The sequence below is a fragment of the Thalassoglobus neptunius genome (genome assembly GCF_007859735.1).
GTDB classification, from domain to species: domain Bacteria; phylum Planctomycetota; class Planctomycetia; order Planctomycetales; family Planctomycetaceae; genus Thalassoglobus; species Thalassoglobus neptunius.
This window is the reverse complement of the sequence record NZ_SIHI01000005.1, coordinates 43654-70419: the sequence shown is the minus strand read 5'-3', so window position 1 is coordinate 70419 and position 26766 is coordinate 43654. Positions and strand designations below refer to the sequence as shown.

General features: G+C 53.1%; 24 protein-coding genes and 1 tRNA gene. 16 read left to right on the top strand and 9 right to left on the bottom strand.

Going from position 1 to position 26766, the window contains the following annotated elements; translation table 11 throughout:
- The first annotated feature begins 86 nt into the window (after nucleotides 1-86).
- The 5 genes from KOR42_RS13860 (at nucleotide 87) to KOR42_RS13840 (ending at nucleotide 4159) form a co-directional block, all read left to right on the top strand.
- Entirely contained in the window at nucleotides 87-1022 is a 936-nt protein-coding gene (locus KOR42_RS13860; protein ID WP_231740923.1) for a DUF1559 family PulG-like putative transporter, read from the top strand.
- Nucleotides 1023-1276: 254 nt separating this feature from the next.
- Nucleotides 1277-1660 carry a hypothetical protein gene (locus tag KOR42_RS13855; protein WP_146510433.1) on the top strand — a complete coding sequence of 128 codons (384 nt, stop codon included), beginning with the start codon at nucleotides 1277-1279 and terminating at the stop codon, nucleotides 1658-1660.
- Nucleotides 1657-2358: an adenine nucleotide alpha hydrolase gene (locus KOR42_RS13850; protein WP_146510432.1), complete on the top strand. Its 702-nt coding sequence runs from the start codon at nucleotides 1657-1659 to the stop codon at nucleotides 2356-2358. Before KOR42_RS13855 ends, KOR42_RS13850 begins: the two co-directional genes overlap by 4 nt.
- The gene (locus KOR42_RS13845) at nucleotides 2355-3032 is read left to right on the top strand and encodes a DUF6580 family putative transport protein (RefSeq protein ID WP_146510431.1); all 678 of its coding nucleotides are present in this window, start codon (nucleotides 2355-2357) and stop codon (nucleotides 3030-3032) included. The genes KOR42_RS13850 and KOR42_RS13845 overlap by 4 nt, the downstream gene beginning before the upstream one ends.
- A 188-nt stretch (nucleotides 3033-3220) precedes the next feature.
- Complete coding sequence (locus KOR42_RS13840) at nucleotides 3221-4159, top strand: cobalamin-binding protein (protein ID WP_146510430.1); 939 nt, start codon at nucleotides 3221-3223, stop codon at nucleotides 4157-4159.
- Nucleotides 4160-4283: 124 nt separating this feature from the next.
- Here KOR42_RS13840 and KOR42_RS13835 read toward each other — a convergent pair whose 3' ends face one another.
- Nucleotides 4284-5738: a catalase gene (locus KOR42_RS13835; RefSeq protein WP_146510455.1), complete on the bottom strand. Its 1455-nt coding sequence runs from the start codon at nucleotides 5736-5738 to the stop codon at nucleotides 4284-4286.
- Nucleotides 5739-5875: 137 nt separating this feature from the next.
- Between KOR42_RS13835 and KOR42_RS13830 the strand changes: the two genes are divergently transcribed.
- Together KOR42_RS13830 and KOR42_RS13825 are read left to right on the top strand one after the other, a co-directional pair.
- On the top strand, nucleotides 5876-6766 hold the full coding sequence (locus tag KOR42_RS13830) for a LysR family transcriptional regulator (RefSeq protein ID WP_146510429.1): 891 nt from the start codon (nucleotides 5876-5878) through the stop codon (nucleotides 6764-6766).
- A gap of 98 nt (nucleotides 6767-6864) precedes the next feature.
- Nucleotides 6865-6937, top strand: a tRNA-Gly gene (locus tag KOR42_RS13825).
- A 42-nt stretch (nucleotides 6938-6979) separates the two neighbouring features.
- On the opposite strand, the gene KOR42_RS13820 is transcribed toward KOR42_RS13825, so the two are convergent.
- On the bottom strand, nucleotides 6980-7408 hold the full coding sequence (locus KOR42_RS13820; RefSeq protein WP_146510428.1) for a hypothetical protein: 429 nt from the start codon (nucleotides 7406-7408) through the stop codon (nucleotides 6980-6982).
- Between the two features lie 233 nt (nucleotides 7409-7641).
- On the opposite strand from KOR42_RS13820, the gene hpnH reads away from it, so the two are divergent.
- A complete protein-coding gene (gene hpnH, locus KOR42_RS13815; RefSeq protein ID WP_146510427.1) occupies nucleotides 7642-8733 on the top strand; it encodes an adenosyl-hopene transferase HpnH in 1092 nt (363 codons plus the stop codon).
- Between the two features lie 99 nt (nucleotides 8734-8832).
- Here hpnH and KOR42_RS13810 read toward each other — a convergent pair whose 3' ends face one another.
- Nucleotides 8833-10626, bottom strand: coding sequence for a hypothetical protein (locus KOR42_RS13810; RefSeq protein ID WP_146510426.1), 1794 nt, complete (start codon nucleotides 10624-10626; stop codon nucleotides 8833-8835).
- Nucleotides 10627-11029: 403 nt separating this feature from the next.
- Between KOR42_RS13810 and KOR42_RS13805 the strand changes: the two genes are divergently transcribed.
- Both KOR42_RS13805 and KOR42_RS13800 read left to right on the top strand, forming a co-directional pair.
- Complete coding sequence (locus KOR42_RS13805) at nucleotides 11030-11752, top strand: class I SAM-dependent methyltransferase (protein WP_146510425.1); 723 nt, start codon at nucleotides 11030-11032, stop codon at nucleotides 11750-11752.
- Nucleotides 11749-12858 (top strand): glycosyltransferase family 2 protein, encoded by a 1110-nt coding sequence (locus tag KOR42_RS13800; protein ID WP_146510424.1) that lies wholly within the window; start codon nucleotides 11749-11751, stop codon nucleotides 12856-12858. Before KOR42_RS13805 ends, KOR42_RS13800 begins: the two co-directional genes overlap by 4 nt.
- A 134-nt stretch (nucleotides 12859-12992) precedes the next feature.
- On the opposite strand, the gene KOR42_RS13795 is transcribed toward KOR42_RS13800, so the two are convergent.
- Nucleotides 12993-14399, bottom strand: coding sequence for an arylsulfatase (locus tag KOR42_RS13795; protein WP_146510423.1), 1407 nt, complete (start codon nucleotides 14397-14399; stop codon nucleotides 12993-12995).
- 387 nt (nucleotides 14400-14786) lie between these two features.
- On the opposite strand from KOR42_RS13795, the gene sthA reads away from it, so the two are divergent.
- Nucleotides 14787-16184 (top strand): Si-specific NAD(P)(+) transhydrogenase, encoded by a 1398-nt coding sequence (gene sthA / locus KOR42_RS13790; protein ID WP_146510422.1) that lies wholly within the window; start codon nucleotides 14787-14789, stop codon nucleotides 16182-16184.
- 114 nt (nucleotides 16185-16298) lie between these two features.
- On the opposite strand, the gene KOR42_RS13785 is transcribed toward sthA, so the two are convergent.
- The 5 genes from KOR42_RS13785 to KOR42_RS13765 form a co-directional block, all read right to left on the bottom strand.
- Nucleotides 16299-17744 carry a DUF1501 domain-containing protein gene (locus tag KOR42_RS13785; protein ID WP_146510421.1) on the bottom strand — a complete coding sequence of 482 codons (1446 nt, stop codon included), beginning with the start codon at nucleotides 17742-17744 and terminating at the stop codon, nucleotides 16299-16301.
- 72 nt (nucleotides 17745-17816) lie between these two features.
- Nucleotides 17817-20729 carry a DUF1553 domain-containing protein gene (locus KOR42_RS13780; protein WP_146510420.1) on the bottom strand — a complete coding sequence of 971 codons (2913 nt, stop codon included), beginning with the start codon at nucleotides 20727-20729 and terminating at the stop codon, nucleotides 17817-17819.
- A 153-nt stretch (nucleotides 20730-20882) separates the two neighbouring features.
- On the bottom strand, nucleotides 20883-21656 hold the full coding sequence (locus tag KOR42_RS13775) for a DUF6985 domain-containing protein (protein ID WP_146510419.1): 774 nt from the start codon (nucleotides 21654-21656) through the stop codon (nucleotides 20883-20885).
- The gene (plsY, locus tag KOR42_RS13770) at nucleotides 21640-22356 is read right to left on the bottom strand and encodes a glycerol-3-phosphate 1-O-acyltransferase PlsY (protein WP_146510418.1); all 717 of its coding nucleotides are present in this window, start codon (nucleotides 22354-22356) and stop codon (nucleotides 21640-21642) included. The genes KOR42_RS13775 and plsY overlap by 17 nt, the downstream gene beginning before the upstream one ends.
- A gap of 12 nt (nucleotides 22357-22368) precedes the next feature.
- Entirely contained in the window at nucleotides 22369-23058 is a 690-nt protein-coding gene (locus tag KOR42_RS13765; protein ID WP_146510417.1) for an HAD family hydrolase, read from the bottom strand.
- Here KOR42_RS13765 and KOR42_RS27400 point away from each other — a divergent pair.
- The 5 genes from KOR42_RS27400 (at nucleotide 23057) to KOR42_RS13740 (ending at nucleotide 26753) form a co-directional block, all read left to right on the top strand.
- Nucleotides 23057-23242, top strand: coding sequence for a hypothetical protein (locus KOR42_RS27400; RefSeq protein WP_146510416.1), 186 nt, complete (start codon nucleotides 23057-23059; stop codon nucleotides 23240-23242). The two genes, KOR42_RS13765 and KOR42_RS27400, sit on opposite strands and share 2 nt — an antisense overlap.
- 137 nt (nucleotides 23243-23379) lie before the next feature.
- On the top strand, nucleotides 23380-24819 hold the full coding sequence (locus KOR42_RS13755) for a sulfatase-like hydrolase/transferase (RefSeq protein ID WP_146510415.1): 1440 nt from the start codon (nucleotides 23380-23382) through the stop codon (nucleotides 24817-24819).
- A 43-nt stretch (nucleotides 24820-24862) separates the two neighbouring features.
- Nucleotides 24863-25747 carry a PSP1 domain-containing protein gene (locus tag KOR42_RS13750; RefSeq protein WP_146510414.1) on the top strand — a complete coding sequence of 295 codons (885 nt, stop codon included), beginning with the start codon at nucleotides 24863-24865 and terminating at the stop codon, nucleotides 25745-25747.
- 146 nt (nucleotides 25748-25893) lie between these two features.
- The gene (locus KOR42_RS13745) at nucleotides 25894-26283 is read left to right on the top strand and encodes a Minf_1886 family protein (RefSeq protein ID WP_146510413.1); all 390 of its coding nucleotides are present in this window, start codon (nucleotides 25894-25896) and stop codon (nucleotides 26281-26283) included.
- A gap of 41 nt (nucleotides 26284-26324) precedes the next feature.
- Complete coding sequence (locus KOR42_RS13740; RefSeq protein ID WP_146510412.1) at nucleotides 26325-26753, top strand: hypothetical protein; 429 nt, start codon at nucleotides 26325-26327, stop codon at nucleotides 26751-26753.
- The last annotated feature ends 13 nt before the right edge of the window (nucleotides 26754-26766 follow it).

The window sequence follows — 26766 nt, the reverse complement described above, 5'->3', positions numbered from 1 at the left end:
CGCATGACAAGAAGAACTTAACGTACTGACGAACTGTTTGGATCCTGGTTCGTCGGAACACAATCGATTGACAACGGAGAATTGTCATGTGGACTCATCTTGTGCCTCGCCTGCGGCGAGGTCTTCCGCGCTCATCTTACGCCCATAAAGTGGCGACACAGCGTGGATTTACACTCATCGAACTGTTGGTCGTTATCGCGATCATCGCCATTCTCATCGCTCTCCTTCTCCCAGCTGTTCAACAGGCTCGCGAAGCAGCTCGCAGAACTCAGTGCCGCAACCGGCTGAAGCAAATCGTTCTTGCACTCCATAATTACGCGGATGTGCACTACGAGATGATGATGCCCTACGTCATCGAAGACACCGAGCGATTGAACTACCTCACGAACTTCTCCGGCGGGCAGGGGACTGCTCAGTTCTGGTTCGGCGTCGTTGACTATGACGAAACCGACGTCGCCAAACAGCTCGATTACACTAAAGGCCCACTCGCTTCCTATATGGAAACGAGCTACTCATCGTTTCAGTGCCCCAATTTTGGACCGCCTCAAATGGACACAGTTCGATTTGGTCGGCCAGCTTCGGGATTCGCCTTTAACGGTTACGAGTTGTCTCGCTCTTCCGGGATCAGTTGGGACCCTCCCACTTATGCAGCTCAACCAAGTCGGCAGCCAGCGACTCGGAGATTTCGAGATGTTGTGTCAATGAGTCAAACGATCGCGTTTGCGGACAGCGCTCAAGTGAAAATGACCTCCTTCTCTCCGCCACAATTCAGCTTTGAAGAAAACTGGATTCTGGACGCTCCGAGCCGCAATTTCCCCAATACTCACTTCCGCCATTCCGATTCCGCAAACGTTGCCTTCCTCGATGGGCACGTCGAAACATTCGGTCGTAACTTCTCCATTCAAGTTCCGGGACCGAATTTCGTCTTGCAGGAACAAGCGGATCTAATGGAGGAGAAACGACTTGGACATGTGACGGACGGTGACCCGGACAATCCCGACAAGTTTTATGACCGCAAGTAGTTCCGTTCCGCCGGTGTAATCCGGTCACGGTGATGTATCTGAAGCACATCCTGAAACCGACTGAGGCTGAACACGTGCTCGCAAAAGCCGCTCAACTCACAAGTTTCCGGACCTCTTTTGAATCACTCTTGTAGAGGTTTGCACTGATTTTTCATGAGCAAGCAACTCCGCCAACTTCTGCAGAGTGTTCGAATTTGTGCACATCACAGATCCACTTTCGTTCCATTCAACGGTAACTGCCGGGATTCTTGACGATGTCCATCAATCAACTCATTTGCGTTTGTATAATTCTTGTTGCGGGCTGCGGTTCTTCGGACGTGGCCAGTGTCTCCAAGCCTCAGGTTCAGGTCGCATTCGATCTGAAATCGCGGTCGGCGTTCACCATTCCGGCTTCGATCAACCTTCCCTCTGAGAACCCACAAAACCCGGGATCAAACCTTCAGCTGGCGATGTACTGCCCCGAATGCGATCGGTGGTATCCTGCTCCTCCACTCGAGCAAATTCATCGAACACCGGGAGTGGGAGAGTGTCGCAAACACGGAACTCCCCTCAGCTTTGAAGGTCCTCTCCCGGAGCAAAGCATTCCCTTTCTTGACGAAAACACTGCAGGCACTCCTGAGCAGGAGGAGAAGGAATGAGTCGACCTTGCATCCTCTCCTGGAGCGGAGGAAAGGATTGTGCCCTCGCCTTGGATGCGCTCCAACAGCGAAGCGACTACGAAGTGGTTTCTCTGCTCACGACGTTCACGCGCGACGTTGACCGGGTGTCGATGCACGGAGTTCAACGGGAACTGATTCAAGAGCAGGCCCGAAAGCTGCGGTTACCGCTGGACGAAGTCTGGATCGATCCGCAATGCGACAACGCTCGCTACGAAGCAGCCATGCAAACGGCACTCTCGCAATGGCGTGAGAAAGACGTTTCCGTCGTTGCCTTCGGAGACCTTTTTCTCCAAGAAGTTCGTGACTATCGAGACCGACTCGTCGAACAAGCCGGGATGTCAGCCATCTATCCCGTCTGGAAAAGAGACACTACGGAACTCGCCCACGAATTCGTCGAGAGAGGATTTCGCGCAGTGACATGCTGCGTCGACACAAAGCGTCTGCCGGAAGAGTTCTGCGGACGTCAGTTCGACATCAGCTTCCTCAACGACTTACCCGATTCCATCGATCCATGCGGTGAAAACGGGGAATTTCACACACTTCTCGTGGATGCTCCGCAAATGGACGCATCCCTTCCCATCGAGTTTGGCAAACTCCATTACGATAGACAGTTTGTTTTTCGAGAGATAACGTTGTCTCACCATCAATCAGCGACAGCAGGAGCTTCAACCATATGAACAATCCAACTTCAACACACACCGACTCTTCACAACAGTCACCGAGCAGTCAGCCACCAAAGAACATTCTCCACTGGAAGTGGGTGGCATTCATCCTCGTTTACACTGTTCTCGTGAAGTTGCTTCCGTACGTTCTATTTCAGTATGGAATGGACGTCGAGAAAAACTTCGCGATCTACCCGTGGAACTTCACGCCGATGTTTGCCGTCTGCCTGTTCGGCGGAGCCTTCTATCAATCTCGAATCTCAGCTGTGTTGATCCCCTTGGGGTTGATGCTAATCGCTGACCTGGGAATCTGGGCAGTGACCGGAAAAGCCGACTGGGCGTTCTACGGTGTCGATCAGTTTGTCGTGTATGGAGCACTCGCTCTCTGCGCTGCCATCGGGTTTCTGCTTCGAAACCGACGGCGGGTCCAAAACATCGCATTCGCCGGAGTTGCAAGCTGTCTTTCGTTCTACCTGATTACTAACTTCGCCGTGTGGCTCGGATCAACGACTTATCCGCAGGATGCTCAAGGGCTCCTCGCGTGCTACATCGCCGCGCTTCCAACGCTCAGAAACTCACTGATCGCCACAGGATTGTTCAGTGCCGTTCTGTTCAGCCCAATGTGCGTATCTCTGACAGCACCAGCGACACGTTCAACAGCCACGCTGACCCCAGCGCAAAGCGCTTAAGTCTTCGGAGTCTCATTCAACAGGAGAAGACGCAACCGCCCGGACGGTTGTTGCGTTCTTTTCCGAATGAGAGCATGTGCTTCGTGCGGTTCGGCCATTTCAAGCGAATGGCTGCCAAGACTGCTGTGTATGTCCATCAACGTTTTTTCAATGCCAGTGCGTAAACTGCTTCAAGAAGCGAGTCTAAGATGTCTCACCGGATCGTCAGCCTGATTGCCAGTGCAACGGAAATCGTCGCAGCACTCGGGTATCAGGATCAGCTCGTTGGTCGATCTCACGAGTGCGATTATCCCTCGAACGTGGTCGAACTGCCGGTCTGCTCAGAACCCCGGATCGACGTCTCCGGAACGAGTCTGGAAATTGATGTCGCCGTCAAGAATGCCGTTCGCGAAGCACTTTCGGTTTACGCCGTGTTCAAGGATCAGCTGGAAAAACTCGAACCGACAGTGATCATCACACAGACTCAATGCGAAGTCTGTGCGGTCAATCTCAAGGATGTGCAAGCTGCGGTATGTGAGTTCGTCGATTCAAATCCAGAAATTGTGGCGTGCGAACCAATGCAACTCGACGACGTCTGGAAAGATATCGAAAAAGTTGCGGTCGCTCTCGACGATCCACAAGCAGCTGCCCAACTGAATTCACGGTTGAAAGAACGGCTCCGCGAAATTCGGGCTCGGAATGTCGATCGCCCTGCAACTCCGACGATCGCCTGCGTCGAGTGGCTGGAACCATTGATGATCGCCGGGAACTGGGTTCCGGAACTCGTCGAAATTGCGGGCGGAAAAGCAATCATGGCGGAGGTCGGGAAGCATTCCCCCTATCAGCGATGGGAAGAACTGGCTGAGCTGGACCCCGATGTTATCGCTGTCATGCCATGTGGATTTGATATCGAGCGAACCGCTGAGGAACTCGATCTGTTGCTGAATCGTCCTGAGTGGAATGATCTCAAAGCTGTCCGAAATGGCCGCGTCTATCTGACCGATGGAAACCAGTACTTCAATCGGCCGGGACCTCGTGTTGTTGAGTCGGCGGAAATCCTCGAGGAAATTCTGCACGAAGAAGGCGAGACTCATCACGGAACCGGATGGCTGCGACTCAATGAAGTCACGCCCTGTCAGTCGCGATAAGAACCGGGGAGGAAACCACCCTCGAGAAGATCGCACCGCAAAGCAAAGTGCCCGCCGACGCAGCGACCACGATTTGTGATTCGCTCCGCGACGGGCAACATCTTCGAAGGGGCAATCGCGACAGTTATGACTGCGTTGACTTGCTCGCCAATGCCTTCTTCACACCTTCCGCATAGTCCGGATGGACTTTCTCGAAGTGGCCGAGTTGACGCTCCACGATGAAGTCGGGAACACCCTGCATGGCGTCAGCGATATTCGAGAACAGACGATTCTTCTGATCGTCATTAAACAGGTTGAACAACGCACGCGGCTGTGAGTAGTCGTCGTTCCCTTCTCGGTGATCATACCGATCAGCGTCGCCGGAGATCTTGAGCGGAGGCTCTTTGAACTCCGGACGCTCAACTGGTCCTCCGAACGAATTCGGTTCGTAATACGCATCGGCGTTGGCGTTGTGACACGCAAAGTTCATCTGACCATCTTTGTGATAGTGATGAACCGGACACTTGGGAGTGTTGACCGGCAACGACTCGTAGTGAGTTCCCAGACGATGACGATGTGCATCGGCATAGGAAAAGATTCTTGCTTGAAGCATTTTGTCGGGAGAAAAGCCGATTCCGGGAACCTTGTTGGATGGAGAGAACGCTGCCTGTTCAATCTCCGCGAAGTAGTTCTGAGGATTGCGATTCAACTCCATCATCCCGACTTCAATCAACGGGTGGTCGCCCTGTGGCCAGACCTTGGTCAAATCGAACGGGTTGTATGGCGTCTTGTCTGCCTCTTCTTCCGGCATCACCTGAACGCAGACTCTCCATTTCGGATAGTTCCCGGTTTCAATCGACGAAAAGAGATCTTCCTGCGTCGATTCACGCGTCTTTCCGACGACGTCCTCAGCTTCGGAATTCGTCCAGTGACGATGCCCCTGTAAAGTCTTGAAATGAAACTTCACCCAGAAGCGTTCGTTGTCGTGATTAATGAAGCTGTAAGTGTGACTTCCGTAGCCGTTCATATGACGCACGTCAGTCGGAAGCCCCCGGTCGGACATCAGGATGGTGACCTGATGCAACGATTCCGGAGAGAGTGACCAGAAATCCCACATGGCTGTCGGCGAACGCAAATTTGTCTTGGGATGTCTTTTCTGCGTGTGAATGAAATCCGGGAACTTATACGGATCGCGGACGAAGAAGACTGGCGTGTTATTCCCGACGAGATCCCAGTTGCCTTCTTCGGTATAGAATTTCAGAGCGAACCCACGCACGTCTCGCTCGGCATCCGCAGCCCCTCGCTCGCCAGCGACTGTTGAGAAACGAGCGAGCATCTCGGTTTGCTTGCCGACTTCCGAAAAGATCTTCGCCCGGGTAAATCGGCTGATGTCGTGAGTGACGGTGAACGTCCCAAATGCTCCCCATCCTTTCGCATGAACGGCCCGCTCAGCGATTCGTTCACGATTCTGATGGGCAAGCTTCTCGATCAACTGATAATCCTGCATCAACAGTGGACCACGCGGACCAGCGGTCTCCGAGTTCTGATTGTCCGCAATCGGCGCTCCGCCTGATGTCGTTAAAGTCGGCTTGTTTTCCATCGTGTTCTTCTCCTCGCTTGCCTGGTGAAAGAGCGTCTCAACAGGAATAGCATAGGCACCTCGAAGCGATGCAGCCAATGAAACATTCACATACAATCAATGCACAGAACGCATACTTCATCAAAATGGAAGCGTGAATGGAACTTGATCAATTGCGCCACTTCGTCAGCGTGGCCCGAACGCAGAACTTCACACAAGCTGCCAATCAATGTGGAATGTCACAATCGACGATCAGTCGATCGGTCGGACGTCTGGAAGAAGAACTGGGCCAACCGGTGTTCGATCGACAGACGAGAAAGGTCGTTCTGACCGATGCGGGGCGAATTCTTTTGCCGCGTGCAGAAACGATCCTTTCACTTGTGGATGACCTGAAGCGAGAAATTCAGGACGACGGAGAAACCGGGCGAATTCGAATCGGAGCTATTCCGACAATTGCTCCGTACTACCTCCCCAAAGTTCTGAGTCGCTTCAATGAACAGTTTCCCGAAGCGACGCTCGTTGTCCAGGAAGACACCACCAGCGTCTTGCTCAAACAACTCGCTGATGGAGCAATCGACGTCGCCGTTCTTGCTCGCCCCATTGACTCCCGACACCTTGAGATCGAATCACTCTTCGAAGAAGAACTCGACCTCGTCATGGCCGCCGACCATCCACTTCAGAAAAAGAAGAACATTACGATCTCCGACCTCGAAGGAATTCCATTCGTCCTTCTGAGCGAAGCCCATTGCCTGACAGGAAACGTCCGCAGCTTCTGTGAACAACGCGCGGTCTGCCCACTCACCATCGAAAAGACAAGCCAACTCGCCTCGGTGCAGGAACTTGTCTCCTTAAACCATGGAATCAGCCTCATCCCCAGAATGGCTCGCCAGCGAGACCACGACAAAAGCCGAGCCTACCGCACCCTGACCGACCCGAAACCAACCCGTGTCATCGCCATGGCCTGGAACCCCTACCGCTTTCAAAGCCGCCTCATCGAAACCTTCAAACAACACCTGCGCGATTTCAAAGCGGACGACGCAATTTCTTGACCGTTTGACAGGATCGAAAACGACACGAATGCCTCGCATGGTTTCATCGTTGAGATGCTTGCCGAAACCATCTTTCGATGGCTACGATTGATCACATCGCGGGTGTAGCTCAGCTGGCAGAGCGTTAGCTTCCCAAGCTAAAGGTCGCGGGTTCAAATCCCGTCACCCGCTCTTGATTGAATGGCCTTATCACTCCGCTTGGAGCGGTCTCGGTCATTCCGCTCCCTCTTCGACAGGTTCTTCTTCGACCGGCTCTTCTTCCACCTGTTCGGTTTCCAGCCCGGTGATGTTCATCTGATTGGGATCGAAGGTGAGGTGAATCGACCCGAAGTCTTTGATCAGACCGCGGAACTGAAAAGTCATCCGGTTTCCAGCGGTCGACTCTGCGGGAGATCCGACAATCAGGCTTTTGGCCTCTTCGACAGTCAACGGCTCTCGGTCGCCAGCTTCATCTTTTTGAAGTTCACTTCGCAGCTTTTCAAGCGAAGTTGTGTAGCTGTAACGAGCGTATCCCTCAGTCGCCACAAGTGCGAGCAACAGCAGAATCCCGCCCCAGACGACGATTCGTTCGACCGGGCTGCGAGACTTGGAATTGGCTTTTTGCTTGCCCTTTTGGGACTTGTCCGACTTCTTGGCCGCCATTGTGAAAACTCCGAACTGTGGGATCATTCCAAAGAGAATTGAATCAACGTTGGAGAATATGTCTTCTGGAGTCGCTTGAATACCCTCATTCTCCAGGTTGCCGCCTCTTCTGTGAGAGTGGCGAATCCGCGAATTCGACGTGCGATTCGCGCTGACGACAGGCGCTGGACCTGCTATCACTGGCGATCAAAACTCTCGATTCTCTTATCCCCTTCGAAAAGTGACCCGGATCAATGGCAGTCCCCGTATCCCAGATGTGGACCGTGGCGTCTTATGTGCTGAAGCAAAAGCTGCGTCGGCGCAAGCAGTATCCTCTGGTCTTAATGCTCGAACCATTGTTTCGTTGCAATCTGGCGTGCGCCGGATGCGGAAAAATTCAATACCCGGCCGAAACACTCAAACGGCATCTTTCGGTAGAAGATTGCATTCGGGCTGTTGAGGAATGCGGAGCACCGATCGTCTCGATTCCGGGGGGCGAACCACTTCTGCATCCCGACATCGACAAGATCGTTGATGAACTCGTCGCTCGCGGAAAATACATCTACCTGTGTACGAACGCGATTCTCCTCGAAAAGCATTTGCATCGATTCAAGCCATCGAAGCATTTGTCGTTCTCGGTTCACCTCGATGGAACGCGCGAAGACCACGACCACGCCGTCTGTCGTGACGGAGTTTACGATGTCGCGATTGCCGCGATCGAAACCGCAGTCAAGAAGGGATTTCGGGTCACAACAAACACGACTGTCTTCAGCAATGCCGATCCGGAACGTCTCCAGGAGATGTTCGACACGCTTATGGACCTCGGTGTGGAAGGGATGATGTTGTCACCGGGCTACCAGTACGAGAAAGCTCCCGATCAGGAACACTTCTTGTCGCGAACCGGAACGATCAACCTGTTTCGCAAAATCCTCGGGAACGCAAAACGTCGCTGGGTCTTCAATCAGTCGCCGTTGTTTATTGAATTCCTCAAAGGCAAGTGGGACCTCGAATGCACCCCGTGGGGCAACCCGACTTATAACCTGTTCGGCTGGCAGAAGCCGTGCTATCTGCTGCAGGATGGATACGCTGAGACCTTCGAAGAGTTGATGAATACGGTCGAATGGGACCAGTACGGACGCGCCAGCGGAAACGAACGCTGTCAGGACTGCATGGTCCACTGCGGGTACGAACCGTCAGCTGTGGATGCAACGTTCGGAACACTTTCCGGATTCGCGGCATCCGCCTGGACGACGATCTTCGGACCTCCCCAGCTGACGCCCGAGGAAATGGCCGAAGAATTGCCGGCCCCGACCACTTCTCCGCAGCTGGTTGAACTCGAAACCTAGAGTTTCCTCATCGTTGGACAGAGGCCGTCAATAAGATCGGGAGCAGCTTGTATTCCATAAAGCGAGTTGGGATGTATGCCGATCAAGCACAACAGTCGATCAATTGCGGACATTGACCGCAGAGACCACATCGGCGCTGAGCTGACTTTGATCCTCGCTCTGCATTGAGTCTTTGGCCCGTTCATCGTCTGACGCATCCGGGAAGTCTTTGAGATGCTTGGTCGCCAGTTCTCCGACCGGTTCTGTAACCTCATGCACGAGATAGTGGTCCGATCGGAAGACGACGGGCTGCGTGAACGGGAAAGTCTTCAGGGCACTCTCAGGGAACGCTTCGGGAAGTCGCGTTTTCGGATCTTCAGGTGTTGCGATTGCTTCTTTCGTCATCCCTGCATCTCGAAGCGAAGAGACGACGTAGCGATGCTGGCATGCCTCAAGAGTGTCATGAATTTCGCCATGCTTGCTATGAAACAGACGAATCAGCACATCGAGGAACACATAGCGAGTCGATGGCCGCAACCCGAGTTGTGAGTACAACAGGACCAGATTGTTGCTGTATGCAGTGACATCTCCATCTTGCAAATTCTTCTGCGAGAGGAATTCAATCACCGGCTCGAGATGTTCCCAATCGGGATCGGGTTCAATCTGAATCCGAGAACGAACTTCTGGCGTCGGCCCTTTCGTGACGCAATCCTTCCAGTTCGCAAGTCGCGTGGGTGACAGAATCGGGGAAGAGATTCCCATAAGAATGAGCAGGAACGACGCGAACGCTGTCACCATCGGACGGTACTCCAGGCTCACATTCATCGTTCCCGACACTCCAATCGCCAGAATGATGCAGGGGACATGCACGTACATAAACGGGAACTGCAGAGTCATCGTTTGAATCACCCAGCCCACGTAAAGAGCCATTAAGAGCAACTGCCCCATTTGCGATCGAGCCTCTTCTCCCGCCAACAGGTCACGACGTCCGGAGTCACGAAAGAAGCGCGTCATCGTCTGGATCGTGAGACAAACCGCGATGAGATGAAACCAGTTCCAGGGAGAGAATGCCCACCAGATTTCTTCCAGCTTGCTCCAGGTCGTTTTGCTCCGACCGATCCGCAGGTACTCCGGATTCCACTCCAGCTGCATCACCCAGAACGGTTCCCAAGCTCCGGTCTGTACCATCCAGAGAATTCCAAGCATTCCAACAATCACGCCACCGGCCAAAACACCGGCCGCATCGCGAAGCTTCGTTTTCACTGTCCCAGCAAAGCAGTACGACATCGCAATCACCAGAAGCGCAGGCACGGCGATATGCGGTTTGATCCAGAAGGCAATCGCCCAGAGGCATCCTTCCGAGAAGCTGCTCGTCGATAATCGCGAGACCTCCTCCTCTTGCCGAAGTGCGTTCCATCGATTCAGTCGAACCTGCGTCGCGAGAAGACACGGAAGAAGCATCCAGAGATCACGTTGACAGTGACACCATTCCAGAAGCCCGAGATGTAAAGCAAAAATCGAGACAGCCACGAAGCCCATTCGCAAGCTGAACACAGATTCATCCGACTTGCGCATCAGACTTCCGAGGACAGCCACGATTCCAGCGACGACGCAGAGATCAACTGCCCGCAACGCCACGCTCGACCATCCTGCGAACGAGCGAATGAGCATATGAATCCAGACAATCCCCGGGAAGTTGGGCTCAATCATATCCCGATAAAGGACTCCACCATCGAATGCGCATTGCGCCTGCAGATCGTACAACGCAGAGTCACACGTGAGGTGCAAGCAAAGCACAACGGGAATGTTGATCAGAAGCAGGATCGCCAACACGCCCCAAAGGCCGATGGTCATTCTCCGCCGGGATGACGGTTCCATTGAGGTTGGCCCCTGAGAAGCCGGTTCAGATGTCATAAGAATTTCCGAGAGTCAGTCCAATCGCGGTACAACCTCTATTGGGATCACAGTTGAGAACATAGTCCGCCACACTCGAAGCGTCTCAAAAGAGCGAAAGCACACTTCGAAACAGCGAAGGTTGTGAAAACGAAACACTCACAATCACTACGACCGCCATCTTCCTTTCATTCAGGCGAGAATCACGTTGCAGAAAGCCAACGTCTCGCGCGAATCGCTCCTCGCAGCATGTTCGTGAGATAGATGTTTGAGACGAATTCAAATTCCACTCACGACACCGACAAAGTGTCTCCCGGAATTTTACAGTCGAATCGACTCCTGACGGAATTTCTGGAATCGCTTTCGGTCAACCGATGGCCAATTCCCCATCGCTGAAACCGAAAGCCCCGAGATCGGACACACAATGCAAGTTGCACACTTGGATGAATTGAAGGACCTCGAAGAGTCCTATTGGTGGCACGTCGCGAAGCGTGACCTGGCCGTCAGACTTCTCAACAAACACTTTCCGGCACCGGGACGACTCGTCGAAGGGGGAGTCGGTTCTGCCAGAAATCTGATCACGTTTCGAGAAATGGGTTACGACGTCGAAGGCTTCGACGTGATGCCGGAATCAGTCGAGTTCGCCGAATCACGAGGACTGAAGGCCGGACTTCACGATCTGGCGCAACCCTGGCCCGTCGAAGACAACTCGCTTCGGGCAGTCGTTCTTCTCGATGTTATCGAACACATTGAAGACCCGGTCGCGGTTCTGAAAAACGTCGCCACCGCACTCGAACCGAGTGGCGGCGCAATCATTACTGTCCCGGCGTACCAGTGGATGTTCAGTGATTGGGACGAGGCTCTCGGACACTACCGCCGCTACACAATGAAGATGCTTCGAGATCAAGCAACCGAAGCCGGACTTCAAGTCAAACGGTTAACACACTGGAATGCCTTTACGCTTCCGGCCGCAGTCGCTGTCAGAAGCTATGAGAAAATTGTCCCTCGCCAGCGAAGCGCAGAGTTTCCGCGCGTGTCGAACACGACCAACGGGATGCTTCTGCGTCTGGCAGCTGCGGAACGCTGGATGATGGATCGCGTGCCTGTACCTGTCGGCCTGTCCGTAGTGGGAGTCTTGACCAAATGACTCGAACCGAACTTGCCCTGCGAACAAATTCGAACCAACGGAAAATCTCGGTTGTTCTCCCTGCCTACAATGAAGCGGACGTCCTCGACGAACTTCACGAGCGCGTTGACTCCGCATTGAAGCAATGCGGCGGACGTTACGAAATCGTGTTCGTCAACGACGGATCGTCAGACGACAGTGAGCAGATTCTCGATCGGCTGGCCAACCAGCATGGTACCGTCAAGGGGCTTCACTTTTCGCGAAACTTCGGACATCAGGCGGCCGTTGAAGCCGGTGTCGCGCATGCGAGCGGCGATGCTGTCATCGTGATGGATTCCGATCTGCAGGATGATCCCGCCGCGATTGTCGATTTCGTTCAAAAGTGGGAAAGCGGCTACGACGTCGTCTACGCAATTCGACACAGCCGCAAAGAGAACGTCGTGAAACGTTTTCTATTCACGGCGTTTTACCGCGTTCTGAATACGGTTTCATCGACGAAAATGCCCATGGATGCCGGCAACTTCGGACTCCTCGACAGAGCAGTCGCTTCGGAGATGACTCAGCTTCGAGACCGTGACCGATACTTTCCCGGCCTGCGGAGTTGGGTCGGATTTCGACAGATCGGAATTCCCGTCGAACGTGGACGTCGGCACGACGACACACCTCGCGTTTCGATGATGGGACTATTTCGGCTTGCCAAAACAGCGATCTTTTCGTTTTCGAGTGTCCCGCTGTCCATGTTTTATGTCATTGCGACGGTCTCCCTGATGACGTGCCTGGGAGTGACAGCGTTCACGCTGTATCACAAGTTGTTCACCGGTCTCGCTATTCCCGGTTGGGCTTCGCTGACCATCGTTGCATCGCTTTTCGGTGCACTGAACGCATTGGGAATCGGAATTCTGGGAGAGTACGCCATTCGAATTTACGATCAGGTTCGTGCCCGTCCGCCTTACATTGTTGGTCGGCGGGTCAACTTCGACTCCTCGATCGTTCCAAACTCTCGCGAAGAAGAGCTTCTCGAATGGATCGAAAAGAATCTCGAAAGCCCGCTGAAGCCAGTCACCGATGCTCGGAACTCGTCCGAGTTGTCACACTCTGATCGAAAGTCAGAAGCGGTCCCAAGCTGACCTCGCCACGATCAAGAAATCCGCAATCAATATCAAAGCAGCCTGCCGATTCAATTCGACAGGCTGCTTTCGTTTGTCGTCTTATTTCTTTGCTGCGAACGAGAGCATTGCTCTCAATGAACTCGCACTGCTGACTATTTTCCGGACGCTTCGCTGTCAAACAGCGGAAAGGTCGCGGAAGGGACGTGTGCGTCCTTCAGGATGGCGGACATCTCCTTGACAACATCGGGCTCTTGTGAGGAAAGGTCGATCTCCTCGCCGAGGTCTTCGCTCAAATTGTAGAGTTCAATGTGAGCATCAGGATTGGCTTTCAGGTTGTTGCGAACAGCTTTCCAGTCACCCTTTCGTGCTGCCTGACTTCGACCGCGTTCACTGAACTCCCAATAAAGGTACTCGTGCGGTTGTTGCTTGTCCGGGTTCCCCATCAATTCTTCTTTGAGAGAGATTCCGTCAACGTCTGAGGGAACATCGACTCCGGCAAGGTCGCAGAACGTTGGAAGCATGTCCCAGTGAGCTGAGATCTGACTGGAAACTTTCCCAGCTGGAATCTTGCCTTTCCAAGATGCCAGAAGCGGCGCGCGAATTCCCCCTTCGTAGAGGTCACGTTTATGGCCTCGGAGCGGCCCGTTGGAATCGAAGAAGTCCGGCTTATGTCCACCTTCTTTGTGCGGCCCGTTGTCCGAACTCAGCATGATCAAAGTCTCTTCTTCCAGTCCGAGTTCACGAACCAGTTCCAACAGATCTCCCACTTGATCATCGAGCCGAGTCATCATTCCCGCAAATGCTGCAACGGGATTGGTCACTGTGGTCCCAGCATACTCTCCTTCGACTTCTTCAAACTCAGGGAAGACTTTTCGGAATGGATCGTGAGACTCAGCAGGGACATGCATCGCAGCATGTGGAATGGTCACGGGCACATACAGAAAGAAAGGTTCATCACGATGATCGCGGATGAACTTCAAGGTTTGCTCGACGATTAGATCGTGAGCGTAAGTCTTTCCGTCGAGCTCAACCATTTCGTTGTTCGACCAGAGATGTTCCGGATAGTAAGTGTGTGCTTCACGCTGGCAGTTGTAGCCATAGAACACATCAAAATGTTCTGTCGGATCAGACGTTGACCCCGGAGCCCCAAGCCCCCATTTCCCGAACATCCCGGTGACATAGCCTGCCTTTTTGAGGAGACGAGGGATTGTCACCGTATCGGCCGGCATGGGTGCCTGTCCTTCGGGCTTCACTTCGCGATTTCCACGAACAACACAATGGCCGGTGTGCTTTCCGGTCATCAGGCTGCAGCGGGTCGGCGCACAGACGGTGCTTCCGGAATAATGCTGGAGAAACTTCATCCCCGTCTCGGCGAGCGAATCCATATTCGGTGTTTGAAAATGCTCCTGCCCATAGCAGCTCAGGTCTCCGTAACCGGCATCATCGAGAAGAATGTAGATGATATTGGGCGGGTTCGATTCTTCTGCACCGGACGCAGAGGTTCGAAGTCCTCCGCAAAGAATAGCCAGGAACAAAATGAGAAAACGACAAGAGTCCATACTTCTCCCTTAAATGGTTTGGGTGAGGATTGAAAAGGAAACACCACAGGATACCACGATCGCTTCGTGTTTCTCTACTGTGCATTTGCTGCTTCTGAACGATCCCGCTTGGGAAACACGCGTGAGTTTCGCGTGAAATTGAACGAAAGAAGGTCACCACAACGCATCAAACATGACATATGTCGTGTTTTCTCGGTGAGAAGTCGATTGAAACCTCTCGACCGATCAAAACAATATGGCGTCTTGAAAGTTGACTTTGCGTTCCTGCGTCGCGAGTCTCAGCAAAACAAGCGTTTTCCCCTTCTGGCGTGTCCATCGGACTGAGCAAATCGCTCAACTGCATCAATCTGTGTGTTCGCCAACTCTCGAGAGTTTCTGAGAAAGCCCATGAGTCATCAACGTTTTGATATCGTCGTCATCGGGAGTGGCCCCGGAGGTGAGGGCGCAGCGATGCAAGCTTCCAAGTTGGGGAAGTCTGTCGCGGTCGTGGAACGCGATCCTCCCATCGGCGGAGGTTGTACTCATAAAGGGACGATCCCCAGCAAAGCACTTCGAAACGCAATTTTCCAAGCGACAACGGTTTTCAACAACAAACTGTTTCGAGATGCCGGGATCTCAACGATTCCGGACTTCCCGGATCTTCGGAGGACAGCCTCTTCCGTGATTGAGAAACAGGTTGATATGAGAACGTCGTTCTACGAACGCAACGACGTCGAAGTCATCCGCGGACATGCCAGTTTCTCAGACGCGAACACCGTCATCGTCACGGATGAACTCGGAGGAAAGAGGACTGTTTCCGCAGCGAACTTCGTGATCGCTTCTGGCTCGCGGCCGTATCGACCGCACGATATCGATTTCAATCACGGTCGCGTTTTTGACAGCGACACCATTCTGGGACTGACTCATACCCCAAAATCGATCACGATTTACGGAGCCGGGGTGATCGGATGCGAGTATGCCACGATGTTCCGAAACATCGGCTGCAAAGTGAATCTCGTGAACACTCGTGAGCAACTACTGGAGTTTCTCGATGACGAAATCTGCGACGCGCTCAGCTATCACCTGAGAGATCGGGGAGTCTTGATTCGCAATCGCGAAGACTATGAAAGCGTCGAAGCAGTCGACGATGGAGTCATCCTCCACTTGAAGTCGGGGAAGCAAATCAAGACAGATATACTTTTCTGGGCGGCCGGGCGGACGGGCAACTCGGATCATATGGGACTGGAAGAACTTGGCATTGAGGTCAATCGTCGCGGACAGGTTGGAATCAATGAACACTTTCAGACAAACGTCCCGAGCATCTATGCGGTCGGTGATGTGATCGGCCCTCCCTCTCTGGCAAGTGCCGCATACGTTCAAGGTCGATACGCCGCCCATCACATGATTCTTGGAACATGTGAAACCGCTTTGATTCAGGAAATCCCGACCGGAATTTATACCAGTCCGGAGATCAGTTCCTTAGGGAAGACGGAACGCGAACTCACCGAAACGGGTGTCCCCTACGAAGTGGGACATTCGATGTTCAAAAGCCTGGCCCGCGCTCAAATCACCGGGCAAACCGTCGGAATGCTCAAGATTCTGTTCCATCGTGAAACACTGGAGTTGCTCGGCATTCATTGTTTCGGTGCGAACGCTTCCGAGATCATTCACATTGGCCAAGCGATTATGTCGCAACCCGGAGAGCACAACACGCTGATGTATTTCGTGAATTCGACGTTCAATTATCCGACCATGGCCGAAGCTTACCGCGTGGCTGCCTTGAACGGTCTCAACAGACTCTTCTGATTGAGAGCAAGTTACTCTCCCCTGTGCACTCGCTTGAACTTCTTCATCAGGAAGAAGGCTGAGTTTGCTCGTGCGAGTGAGCGAAAACCAAAACAGAAAATGCTCCAAAAGTGATTAAGTCAGGATTTCAGAGATCACGTGGCCGTGGACATCGGTGATGCGTCGATCGAGGCCGTTGTAATACCACGTCAGTTGTTCGTGATCAAAACCGAGCAGATGCAGAACCGTGGCGTAAAAGTCCCAAACGGTTGTCGGATTGACTTCTGCTCGTCGACCGAATGGGTCCGTCGCTCCATAGCTCACGCCTCCTTGGACGCCTGCCCCCATCATCCAGCACGTGAATCCGTCGGGATTATGATCTCGACCGGCTGTCCCCTGTTGATGGGTTGGCATGCGGCCAAACTCGGTTGTCCATAGAATCAGCGTGTCGTCCAGCATCCCTCTCGTTTTGAGATCCGACAAAAGCGCCGCGGTCGGTTGATCGAAAACGGGACAGTGCCGCTCGTAGTCGGACTTGAGAGTTTTGTGAGCATCCCAGTTGAGCAGTCCGTCAACTCCAGAAGCCCGCGAAGCACAGTAGAGACTGACGTATCGCACTCCACGTTCGAGAAGCCGTCGCGTGAACAAACAGTTTTTAGCGTAGGCAGCTTTCAAGGAATTGCTGTCGCGAGTTCCGTAGAAGTCGTGTGTCGATTCTGACTCTTGTGAAAGCTCAGAAACTTCCGGGGCAGACATCTGCATCCGACCAGCCAGTTCGTACGCTGCGATTCGAGCTTGCAGTGCGGACTCGCCCGGACGGGACTCGGCGTAACTCTGATTGAGACGATCGAGCAAACTTCTGGATGCCGTTTCAGTCTGTTCGGAGACAAAATCGGGCCGCTCAAGATTTCGAATCGGCTGTTGATTGCTCATCACGATGGCTTGATGACGGGCCGGTAAAAACCCGTTCGACCAGTTCGCTTTCCCATTGGGAGGCTCGCCGCGGATATCCGGAATCGCGACATATGCTGGCAAATTTTCGTTCTCGCTACCGAGGGCATAACTCGTCCAGGCACCCGCTGCCGGAAACCCCTCAGTGGGATGTCCCGTATTCATAAAGATGCAACCGGGGCCGTGCGTGTTGCTCTTGCTGGTCATCGAATGGATAAACGCAATGTCATCGACATGTTGACTCATGTTTGGGAGAAGTGACGAAATTTCCTTTCCGGATTCACCTCCCGGAACAAACGGCCAGGGGCTCTGCATCAGGTTGCCATTCTTCCCCTGAAACGAGACATAGTTCTCTTCACCGGGGAGCGGCTTGCCGTGATACCGCGCCAACTCAGGTTTGTGTTCCCACAAATCCATATGCGACGCAGCACCGGGGCAAAAGATCTGTACGACTCGCTTCGCTTTGGGTTCGAAGTGAGTTTGCCCCTGACCAGCTTTCCAGTCTTGAGCACCGCAGATCGATGCATCTCTCAGAAGTTGCATCACTCCGATGCCCGCCAGTCCCGCAGAGACATTTCCGAGAAATGACCGGCGAGCGATCTCAATTTCGTTTTTGTTCTGTGATTCCATCGCCGACTTCTTCCTGTCCCACTTCACTTGATTACTTTGACAACTCGCCGATGACCAATTCCGTCGCTGCCTCTATTCGACATAAATCAGCGCTGACGTATTGAGCAAAACACGGCACAGCGCTTCCACCCCATGCTGTTGAGCGAAAAGTTCGCACTCTTCGAATTCGTCGGAAGAGGGGTCTCTTGCATAACAAAGCTGCCAGGCATGTCTGATCTGATCGTGAGGAACTTCGCCTGCCTCGCGTCTCAAGCGGTCAGCGAGTTCGTTCGCAATATCGAATGTAAAGCTGTGATTCAGCATCGTCAGTGCTTGCAGCGGAGTTGTGGTTTCCGATCGGCGAGGTGTTGAAAACGCACAATCGGGCTGATCGAATTCGGTCATTAGATCGACGACCGACGCACGTGCGTTTTGATGGTAAACCGCCCGCCGATAAGTCTCCGGACCGTGGACATCAAGCGGTTCGTAAGTGCAGACGTTGTCTTGCATGAAGTGATACAAGCGGAAACCGGGTCCGCCCATTTGCAGATTGAGAACGCCCGCAACGGAGAGCATGGTGTCGCGAATTTCTTCAGCGGAAAGCCGCCTTGGAGGAAATCGCCACAGCAGGCGAGCGTCTGCATCAACTCGCGCAGCTTCCGGATGATTGTCGCTGCTCTGTTGATAGGTCTTGGACAACATGATCATGCGATGCAGAGACTTGATCCGCCACTCTGATTCCAACAAGTGCGCCGCCAAAAAATCGAGAAGCTGCGGATGCGACGGCTCCGCTCCCATGTATCCGAAATCGCTCGGAGTCTCGACGATCCCCGTTCCGAAGTGATAATGCCAGATACGATTCACGAGAACTCGCTGCGGCAGTGCATTTTCGGGATGAACGATCCAGTCAGCCAATGCGGCTCGACGTTGATGTTCGGGACTTTCCGTTTCGAGTTCGTAATTCGGGACGAACTGATCGAGGACGTTCAAGCTCGCAGGCGTGACCAAATCTCCGGGGCGTTGCGGACTTCCTCCGAGGAACAGATGGAACGGCCCTTCCGCTAAATTTGCGTCTCTCACTCCGATAAAAATTGATGGCAACGGGGGAATCTCTCTGAGCTTCCGATTCACTTCCGCGAGTTCGCGATTCAACTTGGCAAGTTGCTGTTGATCCTCGGGCGTTGTTGACAGGCGACTCAATCGAGCGTTCCGAGCCGCTTCGTTCACAGGCTTTCTTTGGGATGAGTCAATCAGTTCTTCCCAATGTTCTCCATCAGTTGAGATCTCGATGACATAATCTGACAGGAAGACAAATTTGGGCTGTCCCGGTTCTGATTCATTGCGGGCACTTGAGAAGGTGATTTTCTGAATTCGCTCGGGTTTCGGAAACTCGATCGTGAGAGTTCCGGATGTTGCAAGAAAGCGTTCTCCAAGTTCCCCGTCAATTGCGAGATGCGGACCGTAAGCGCCGGGAAAATCTTCGATGTGTCGACTCGCTCCGGTCGCGACAGATCCGTTCGAAGCGAGAGCCACGTTTCGGGGAACGTCCGCCGTGTCCCAAACTTCGAATTCATCGATCGCAAACGAGTTTCTGTTTCCGGGATTGTTGTCCTGACCAAGAGATCTCAGTCGCAGAAACTTCGCTTCGACTGGAGGAAATTCATCGGTCGTCAGTCGGCGATCAATCGGCTCGCGATCCCACTCCTGTTCGTACTCTTCAAGCCGGGCGAGTCCGCGTTCTAAGACTTCGCGATTGATTGCATCTCGCTTACTGGTGAGTTCCTGCCGCTTCGCCTCGAGCGGTTGAACTTTGGCGTCATGTTCTGCCTTTGTCTGTTTGTGAACAACGACTTGACTGCCGTGTTTGATGCCCGACAACGTCGCATACAGCGAGTAATAATCCCGCTGGAGAATCGGGTCGAATTTGTGATCGTGGCAGCGAGCACAACCAATCGTCAGACCGAGAAACGCTTCGCTTGTCGCTCGGATCATTTCGTCGATTGTGTTCGCCCGAATCTGTGCAGCCTGGACAGCATCCTGATTCCCCACGTCATCATAAGGCCCAGCCACGAGGAACGCCGTTCCCACTGCCTGATCGGGACGGTCTTCTTCCAGCACATCACCGGCAAGATGTTCTCGAATCAGTTGATCAAACGGCTTGTCAGCATTGATCGACTCAATCACGTAATCGCGAAACGGCCAGAGGTTGTTGATCAGAACATTCCGCTCGAATCCGTTGCTTTCCCCAAACCGAACGACGTCTAACCAGTGGCGTCCCCAATGTTCTCCGTATCGCGGCGATGCCAGAAGTCGATCGACAACTTTTTCAAACGCATTCTCAGACGGATCATTCACGAACGCTTCGACTTCTTCCGGAGTCGGAGGCAAGCCAGTGAGATCGTAAGTCGCGCGACCAATGAGAACCCGACGATCTGCGATTGGATTGCGATGAAGCCCAGCCTCTTCGAGACGCTGTTCAATGAATGCGTCGATGACGTCACTCGCGGAAGAATTCGGTGACTGAACCGCCGGGAGTTCGAAGTCGGTTCGAAGCGGTTGAAATGCCCACCATGTGCCATCCGCTTTCGAACGTTCACGAACGATGATCTCTTCGGGCCACTCAGCTCCGTGCTCAATCCAAGTTTTCAGAACTGCGACTTGATCGGAATTGAGAACTGTCCCTTCCTTCGGCATCGATGGACGTTCCCCATCTTCTGAGGTGACGAGATCGAGAAGGTAGCTCGCTTGTGCATCTCCCGGAGTGACGTATCCATTCTCGAGAAGATCATCGATTGTCTCCAGTGAAACCTCGCCTTTTCGGTTTCCGGGAGAATGACAACGGACACAATGTTCCTCCAGGATTGGTTGAACTGTCGCTGCAAAATCGAATTGGGGCTCTTCGTCAGCTTCTTCGGCGAAACATGGCACACCGAGGACGAAAGCAATCACGGTAAGGAGAGACCACGCATACTGGCGCGGAAGAATGGGCAGGGGCTCTTCGAACATCTCGATCCTGGGGAGATCTGGGAGGGCAGGTCATCTTCGCAGGCCACCCGGTCGGGCGACTCACTCATCAACAGCTGTCGATTAGACCAAATTTCCGCTCGCTGTGCATCCGGAAGTTCGAAAAGAGAGATGGAACCGCTTTCTCACACCTCCTCATTCACCAGCAGGCGAGTCTCCGGCGGGAGTGTCTCCGACCTGTTCACAAAATTCCTGGAGAGCCTTCTTCTGGTCATCGTCGAGAAAATGCTGCATCGTTTCCTGCAGCCCGACAATCACATCGGGTCCGTAAAGATCGTTCCCGACAGCAATGATTTTCCCATTCTGACAGATCATCTGGAGCCCGTGCTCCATATCCCAGTCGACATCCCATCCCATGCAGATTGTGGCCATTCCCCCCACAGATTCATGGCTGAGATCCATTCCGTCAAACCGGACACAATCTGAGAGATCATCAATGGTTTCGGCGGACTCGGGGCAATCCGTTTCCCCTTCAAACCAGTTGGGAGCCCATTGCCTCAGAAAGTTGTAATACCGTACCAGCGTTTCGAAGACTTCTTTGCAGATGGCCTCTTCGTTTTCGACGAAGTGTTCGTACGCCGCGACCTGTTCGGCACTCGGCACAGAGTCGTCAGACTTTTCAGGCTCATCAGATTCTTCGCTCTGACCGATCCCAAGTTCGTAAACGCCCAATGACTGAAGGGCAGCATGAACGTCAAAGTTTCGACAGACCTGCGGAAGCGCCCCCGGTTGCGATTCCCACTTTTTGACCAGATCACGATCCTTGAGTTCGAGATCTTCCAGCTGCTTCTTACTGTCCGGGTGCCAGAGTGGCTGCATGAATTCGAACTTCCGAAACTTCATCAGTCGATCCCCGTATTGATCGGGAATCAGTTGCCCCAGAACCGGATGTTCAAGTTTCGATGCCATCATTCTTTCCCATTGAATTGACAGGAGGCTCACTCGCGGTCTCGTCAGAGTCCTGACGCTCGGACTTGCGTAGCTGAAGCTTTTGTTCTTCTCCTCGCAAGAGACGCAGAATATTCGAGCGGTGCTGAAAGATAATCAACGCCGGCACCACAACGCTAAAAACTCCCAGACTCCATGTGTTCGCTTTCCAAAGCGAATTCTGTCCGATCAAAAGTTGAGCAACTGCAAACACAGCGGCAGCGACAATCGAACTCAGCGACACAATTCGCGTCGCGAGAAACGCCAAGATAAAACCAACGAGGGCAATCAACATTCCCTGCGGTGCCAGCACTGTCACCGCTCCCAGTGCGGTCGCCACTCCCTTTCCGCCTCGGAATCGTATCCAGCAGGAATACATATGCCCGACGACAGCCATGACCGCGGCAAGAACTTTTTGATGAATCACATCCTCGGGAGCCATGACCATCAACACGGGAATCAACCCGACCGCCGTCATTCCTTTCCCGGCATCCAACAGAAGTGCGAAGGCTCCCCATTTCGCGCTCATTGTTCGAGCAACATTTGTCGCCCCGACGTTTCCGCTTCCGTGAGATCGCAAATCGATCTTTCCGAAGATCCGGGCAATCAACAAGCTGAACGGAATGGAACCGATGAGGTAAGCCAATCCTGCAGTGATGACAAATGCCTGTGACGGAGCCATATCGATCCCTTCCTACTTCGACAAAGCCGTCAAGCACTGAGTCACAGCCGCCACGTCCGAGAAGTCCGTAAACAGAAAATCCGGACCGGCTTCTTCGAGAACCTCATAGGAATAGATTCCCGTCGAGACCGCCACGACTCTTGCACCAATCGCACGACCGCACTTGATATCCGACGGAGTATCACCAATCACCCAAATCGATTCCCCCGGAACCGTTTGATTCAGATGTGCACACGCTGCCTCCATCGCCAGGCGAGCAACATCATCTCGATCGAAGTGATGGTCTCCGAATCCTCCGAATGCAAAGTGATGGTCAAGCTGATAGTGACGAAGCTTTAATTGCGCCCCAATCTGAAAATTTCCGGTCAGCAGACCGAGCGTCACATTTGGATTTGCCGCCAGTCCATCGAGCAGGCCCACAATTCCCGGAAGGACAACTCCATCCAGTTTGCCCAACGATTGCAGTAAGTGTCGAAAATAAGCTTCCTGAAAAGTCGACCAGTTCGTCTCCGACGATTCAATCTTATGGTGCGCGAATAAGTCCGTCGTAATCGCGCGATCGGTCCTTCCCGCAGCGAGGATGTTTTCATAAGGACCAGTGACACCAAACACCTCCAGCAGTGCCTGCTCCATCGCATGCTGACCCGCATCCCCGGAATTCAACAACGTTCCATCAATATCAAACAGGAGCACGTTCGACATGTTTTCAAATATCCTTCGCCCGAACCGGGGAATCTGGGAAACACTGAGAAAGTCTCAGAAAGAAAAGCTTTGGGAATCCACCACTTTTCGTAACCATCGTGTGTTGATATCGATCGTGGAAGCTTCGGCGTGCCGCTTAGTCCTGATCACTCAAAACTCCGCATTGCTGGAAACTGGAGCGTGAGAATAGTAGCCTGCAAGCTTCCAAGCGCGAATCAACATCCACCGATGTCGCAAAAATTGAACGATGATGAAATCACTGGTCCCCCGCGAAAGTCTCCGGGTTCATGCTTTACTCCTGTCGATGAATTAAGGACTGCCATGAAAAATGTGTTCGTCCTGCTCGCAATTTTCGTCGTGAACGCGTTCTCACTTTCGGCCGGTATGGCGAATGACAAGCCGAATATCCTCTTCGTTTTCGCGGACGATCAGTGCTACCAGACGATCCGTTCATTGGGAAATGAAGAAGTCCTGACGCCCAATCTCGATCGACTTGTCCGGGAAGGAACCACATTTTCTCATTGCTACAACATGGGCGGCTGGAACGGCGCGATTTGCGTGGCTTCACGCACAATGATCAACACAGGCCGGTATCTCTGGCACGCAAACGAACTCGACGACTCTCTCGCTGAAGAAGTCGAAGCGGGCCGCTTCTGGTCAGAATACATGAAGTCTGCCGGGTACCGCACATATATGACCGGGAAATGGCACGTCCGCTTTCCTGCCGATCAAACATTTGACGTCACCGGTCACATTCGGGGAGGAATGCCCTCCCAGACGGACGAAGGCTACAACCGCCCGATCGAAGGACAGACCGATGTCTGGAGTCCGTACGACACGAAATTCGGCGGGTTCTGGGAAGGCGGCACACACTGGAGCGAAGTTGTCGGAAACGAAGCTGTCGGATTTCTTTCAGAAGCAGCCGGGATCGACGACCCGTTCTTCATGTACATCGCATTCAACGCACCTCACGATCCTCGACAGTCTCCCAAGGAGTATGTCGATTTATACCCTGAAGCAAACATCAAAGTTCCCGTCAACTTCCTTCCTGAGTATCCGTACAAAGACGACATGGGGTGCAGCGCCAAACTTCGTGATGAAAAACTGGCCCCGTTTCCACGAACAGAATTCTCTGTCCGCGTGAACCGACAGGAATACTACGCCATTATCACACACATGGATGCTCAGATCGGTCGCATTCTCGACGCGCTCGACGCCACCGGAAAACGTGACAACACCTGGATTTTCTTCACTGCTGATCACGGACTTTCGGTCGGACATCACGGTCTGATCGGAAAGCAAAGCCAGTACGATCACAGTGTCCGCGTGCCGTTCATGGTCGTCGGCCCGGGTGTCGAAGCAGGACGGTCCATTTCTGCACCGATCTACTTGCAGGACGTCATGCCGACAACACTTGAACTGGCTGGCATCGAAAAACCGGAACACGTCGATTTTCACAGCCTGCTTCCATTGCTTGAAAGCGACGTCCCCCAAACGAACTACCCCGCCATTTACGGGGGATACATTGACCTGCAAAGAATGGTCACGCAGAACGGTTACAAGCTGATCCTGTACCCCAAGATTGGAAGAGCGAGACTCTACAATCTGGTCTCGGACCCTTGGGAAATGAACGACCTTTTCGAAGAAGAGGGAACTCAGGCAATCTCTCGCAAACTCTTCGACTCGCTGCTGAAACTCCAGAAAGAAAATGGTGACAAACTCGATCTCGTCTCTGCATTCCCCAATCTCGCGGGAACGTGACGTGTTCGAGCAGTCGCGTGAATTTTTTTTCTAGAGGGATCCAATGGCTCGAAAGTATGTTGTCCGATACGGGACAATGAGGTTTCTGGGAGAGTTCTCAGCGAAAGGTCCACAATCCTTTTCCCGCGGAGACGAGGTCGTCGTCCGAAGTCATCGCGGAACGGAATGGGGCTCGGTGCTGTGTGAAGCAACCGACCGCACACGGGAGTATCTCGGCAAAGATGATGCGAGCGGACGAATTCTCCGTCTCGCCAATCAGGAGGACGAAAAGACCCGCACAGAGTGCTGGCAGCGTGAGCAGGAAGCTTTCGAAACAGGCAAAGACCTGATCTCCGAACGAAAAATGTCGATGCAACTTGTTGACATCGAACGCCTTTTCGGGGGAGAACGGGTCATCTTCTATTTTCTCTCAGAGACGCGTGTCGACTTCCGCGAACTCGTCAAGTCGCTCGCCCATAAGTTCAACACCCGTATAGAAATGCGTCAAATCGGAATCCGCGACGAAGCCAAGCTTCTCGCGGATTACGGAGACTGCGGAAAACCTGTCTGCTGCAACACCCATCTTTCTGAAATGCCCCCGGTGTCGATGAAGATGGCGAAAGTCCAAAAAGCGTCTCTCGACCCGACCAAAATCTCTGGTCGTTGCGGGCGGCTGAAATGCTGCCTCAGATACGAATATGACACCTACGAAGCGTACCGAAAGGAGCTTCCCAAAATTGGCAAATTCGTATTGACCAAACAAGGGCAGGGGAAGGTCATCGCTCAGGAAATTCTTGCGCAGAAGGTTCTCGTTGCCTTCGAAGATCGTCGCCGCCTGATGATTGACGCGAAAGATATTCTCACGGTGATCAGCGGCAAACCCGGCTCCTCTGAAACGTCCACCGAGAACTCCAAAAAGTCTCGCCAGAATTCGAACGAAGAAAAATGAATCGTTGAGCAGACCTTTCCATAGGTCTCGACTTCGTTATATATTTGATCTGAGTGCAGGCGTTTCCCTTCATCAATTTATCAATTCGTCCCTTGGATTTGACTGCCGAATCCATGCCAGACGGTATAGCTCTGCGGAGTGGATTAATGTCTTCAGTGAGTCCTACCTCTGAACGTATCAGGAAGTTTGATCCTGAAGCGTATCGGTTCGTGTATGAGGCTCTCCATTTCACTCAACAGAAACTTGATCGTGCACACGCTGGCGAAGAATCTGAAGAAGCACACATCACCGGACAGGAACTCGCCCACGGAGCCCGCGAACTGGGGATCGAACGTTACGGACTGTTGGCGAAAACAGTCTTCCGCCAGTGGGGAATCCGCAGCACCGCCGACTTCGGACGAGTCGTCTTTGAACTGATCGAACGTGGCGAGATGCGCAAAACCGATCGAGATCAACTCAGCGACTTCTTCGATGTCTTTGATTTCGACGAAGCTCTTGATCACGACTATCAGATTCAGGTTCCCACCAGTGGTTAAGCGTCTCTTCTCAAGAGAATGCGAACTGACGGAGCAACCACGTGAGCGCGTCTGAAAGTGTTCAAAAGGCAAAGAAGCCGGTGTCTCTGCTTATCGCAGTTGTCATCGGGGCCGTGTGGCTCAGCCTTCTGCTTTGGCTGACAGTCCAATACGCAAACCCGGTGATTTTGAATCGATCACAGATTCTGCGCTCACAGGCAGTTCTCGACGGTCGCTTTCCGACCCTTGAAAACGAATTCATTGCCGTCGAAGACGAAGAATCGCAAGAGAAGAGCCAACCAGTTCGTTTCACGAACTTCTCTGAACTGACTGTACAACCCGATCAGGAGTATCTCGTTCCTGTCATCATTGACGGGGACAAAATCACAGTCACGCCTTCTCCGATTAAAGACATCCCGCTGATTTACCCAGCAACGGATGAGGCCCGCAAACAACTCGCAGAGATTGCCCCATCTGCCGCCAAAAAATAGCCATCTCAGGCCA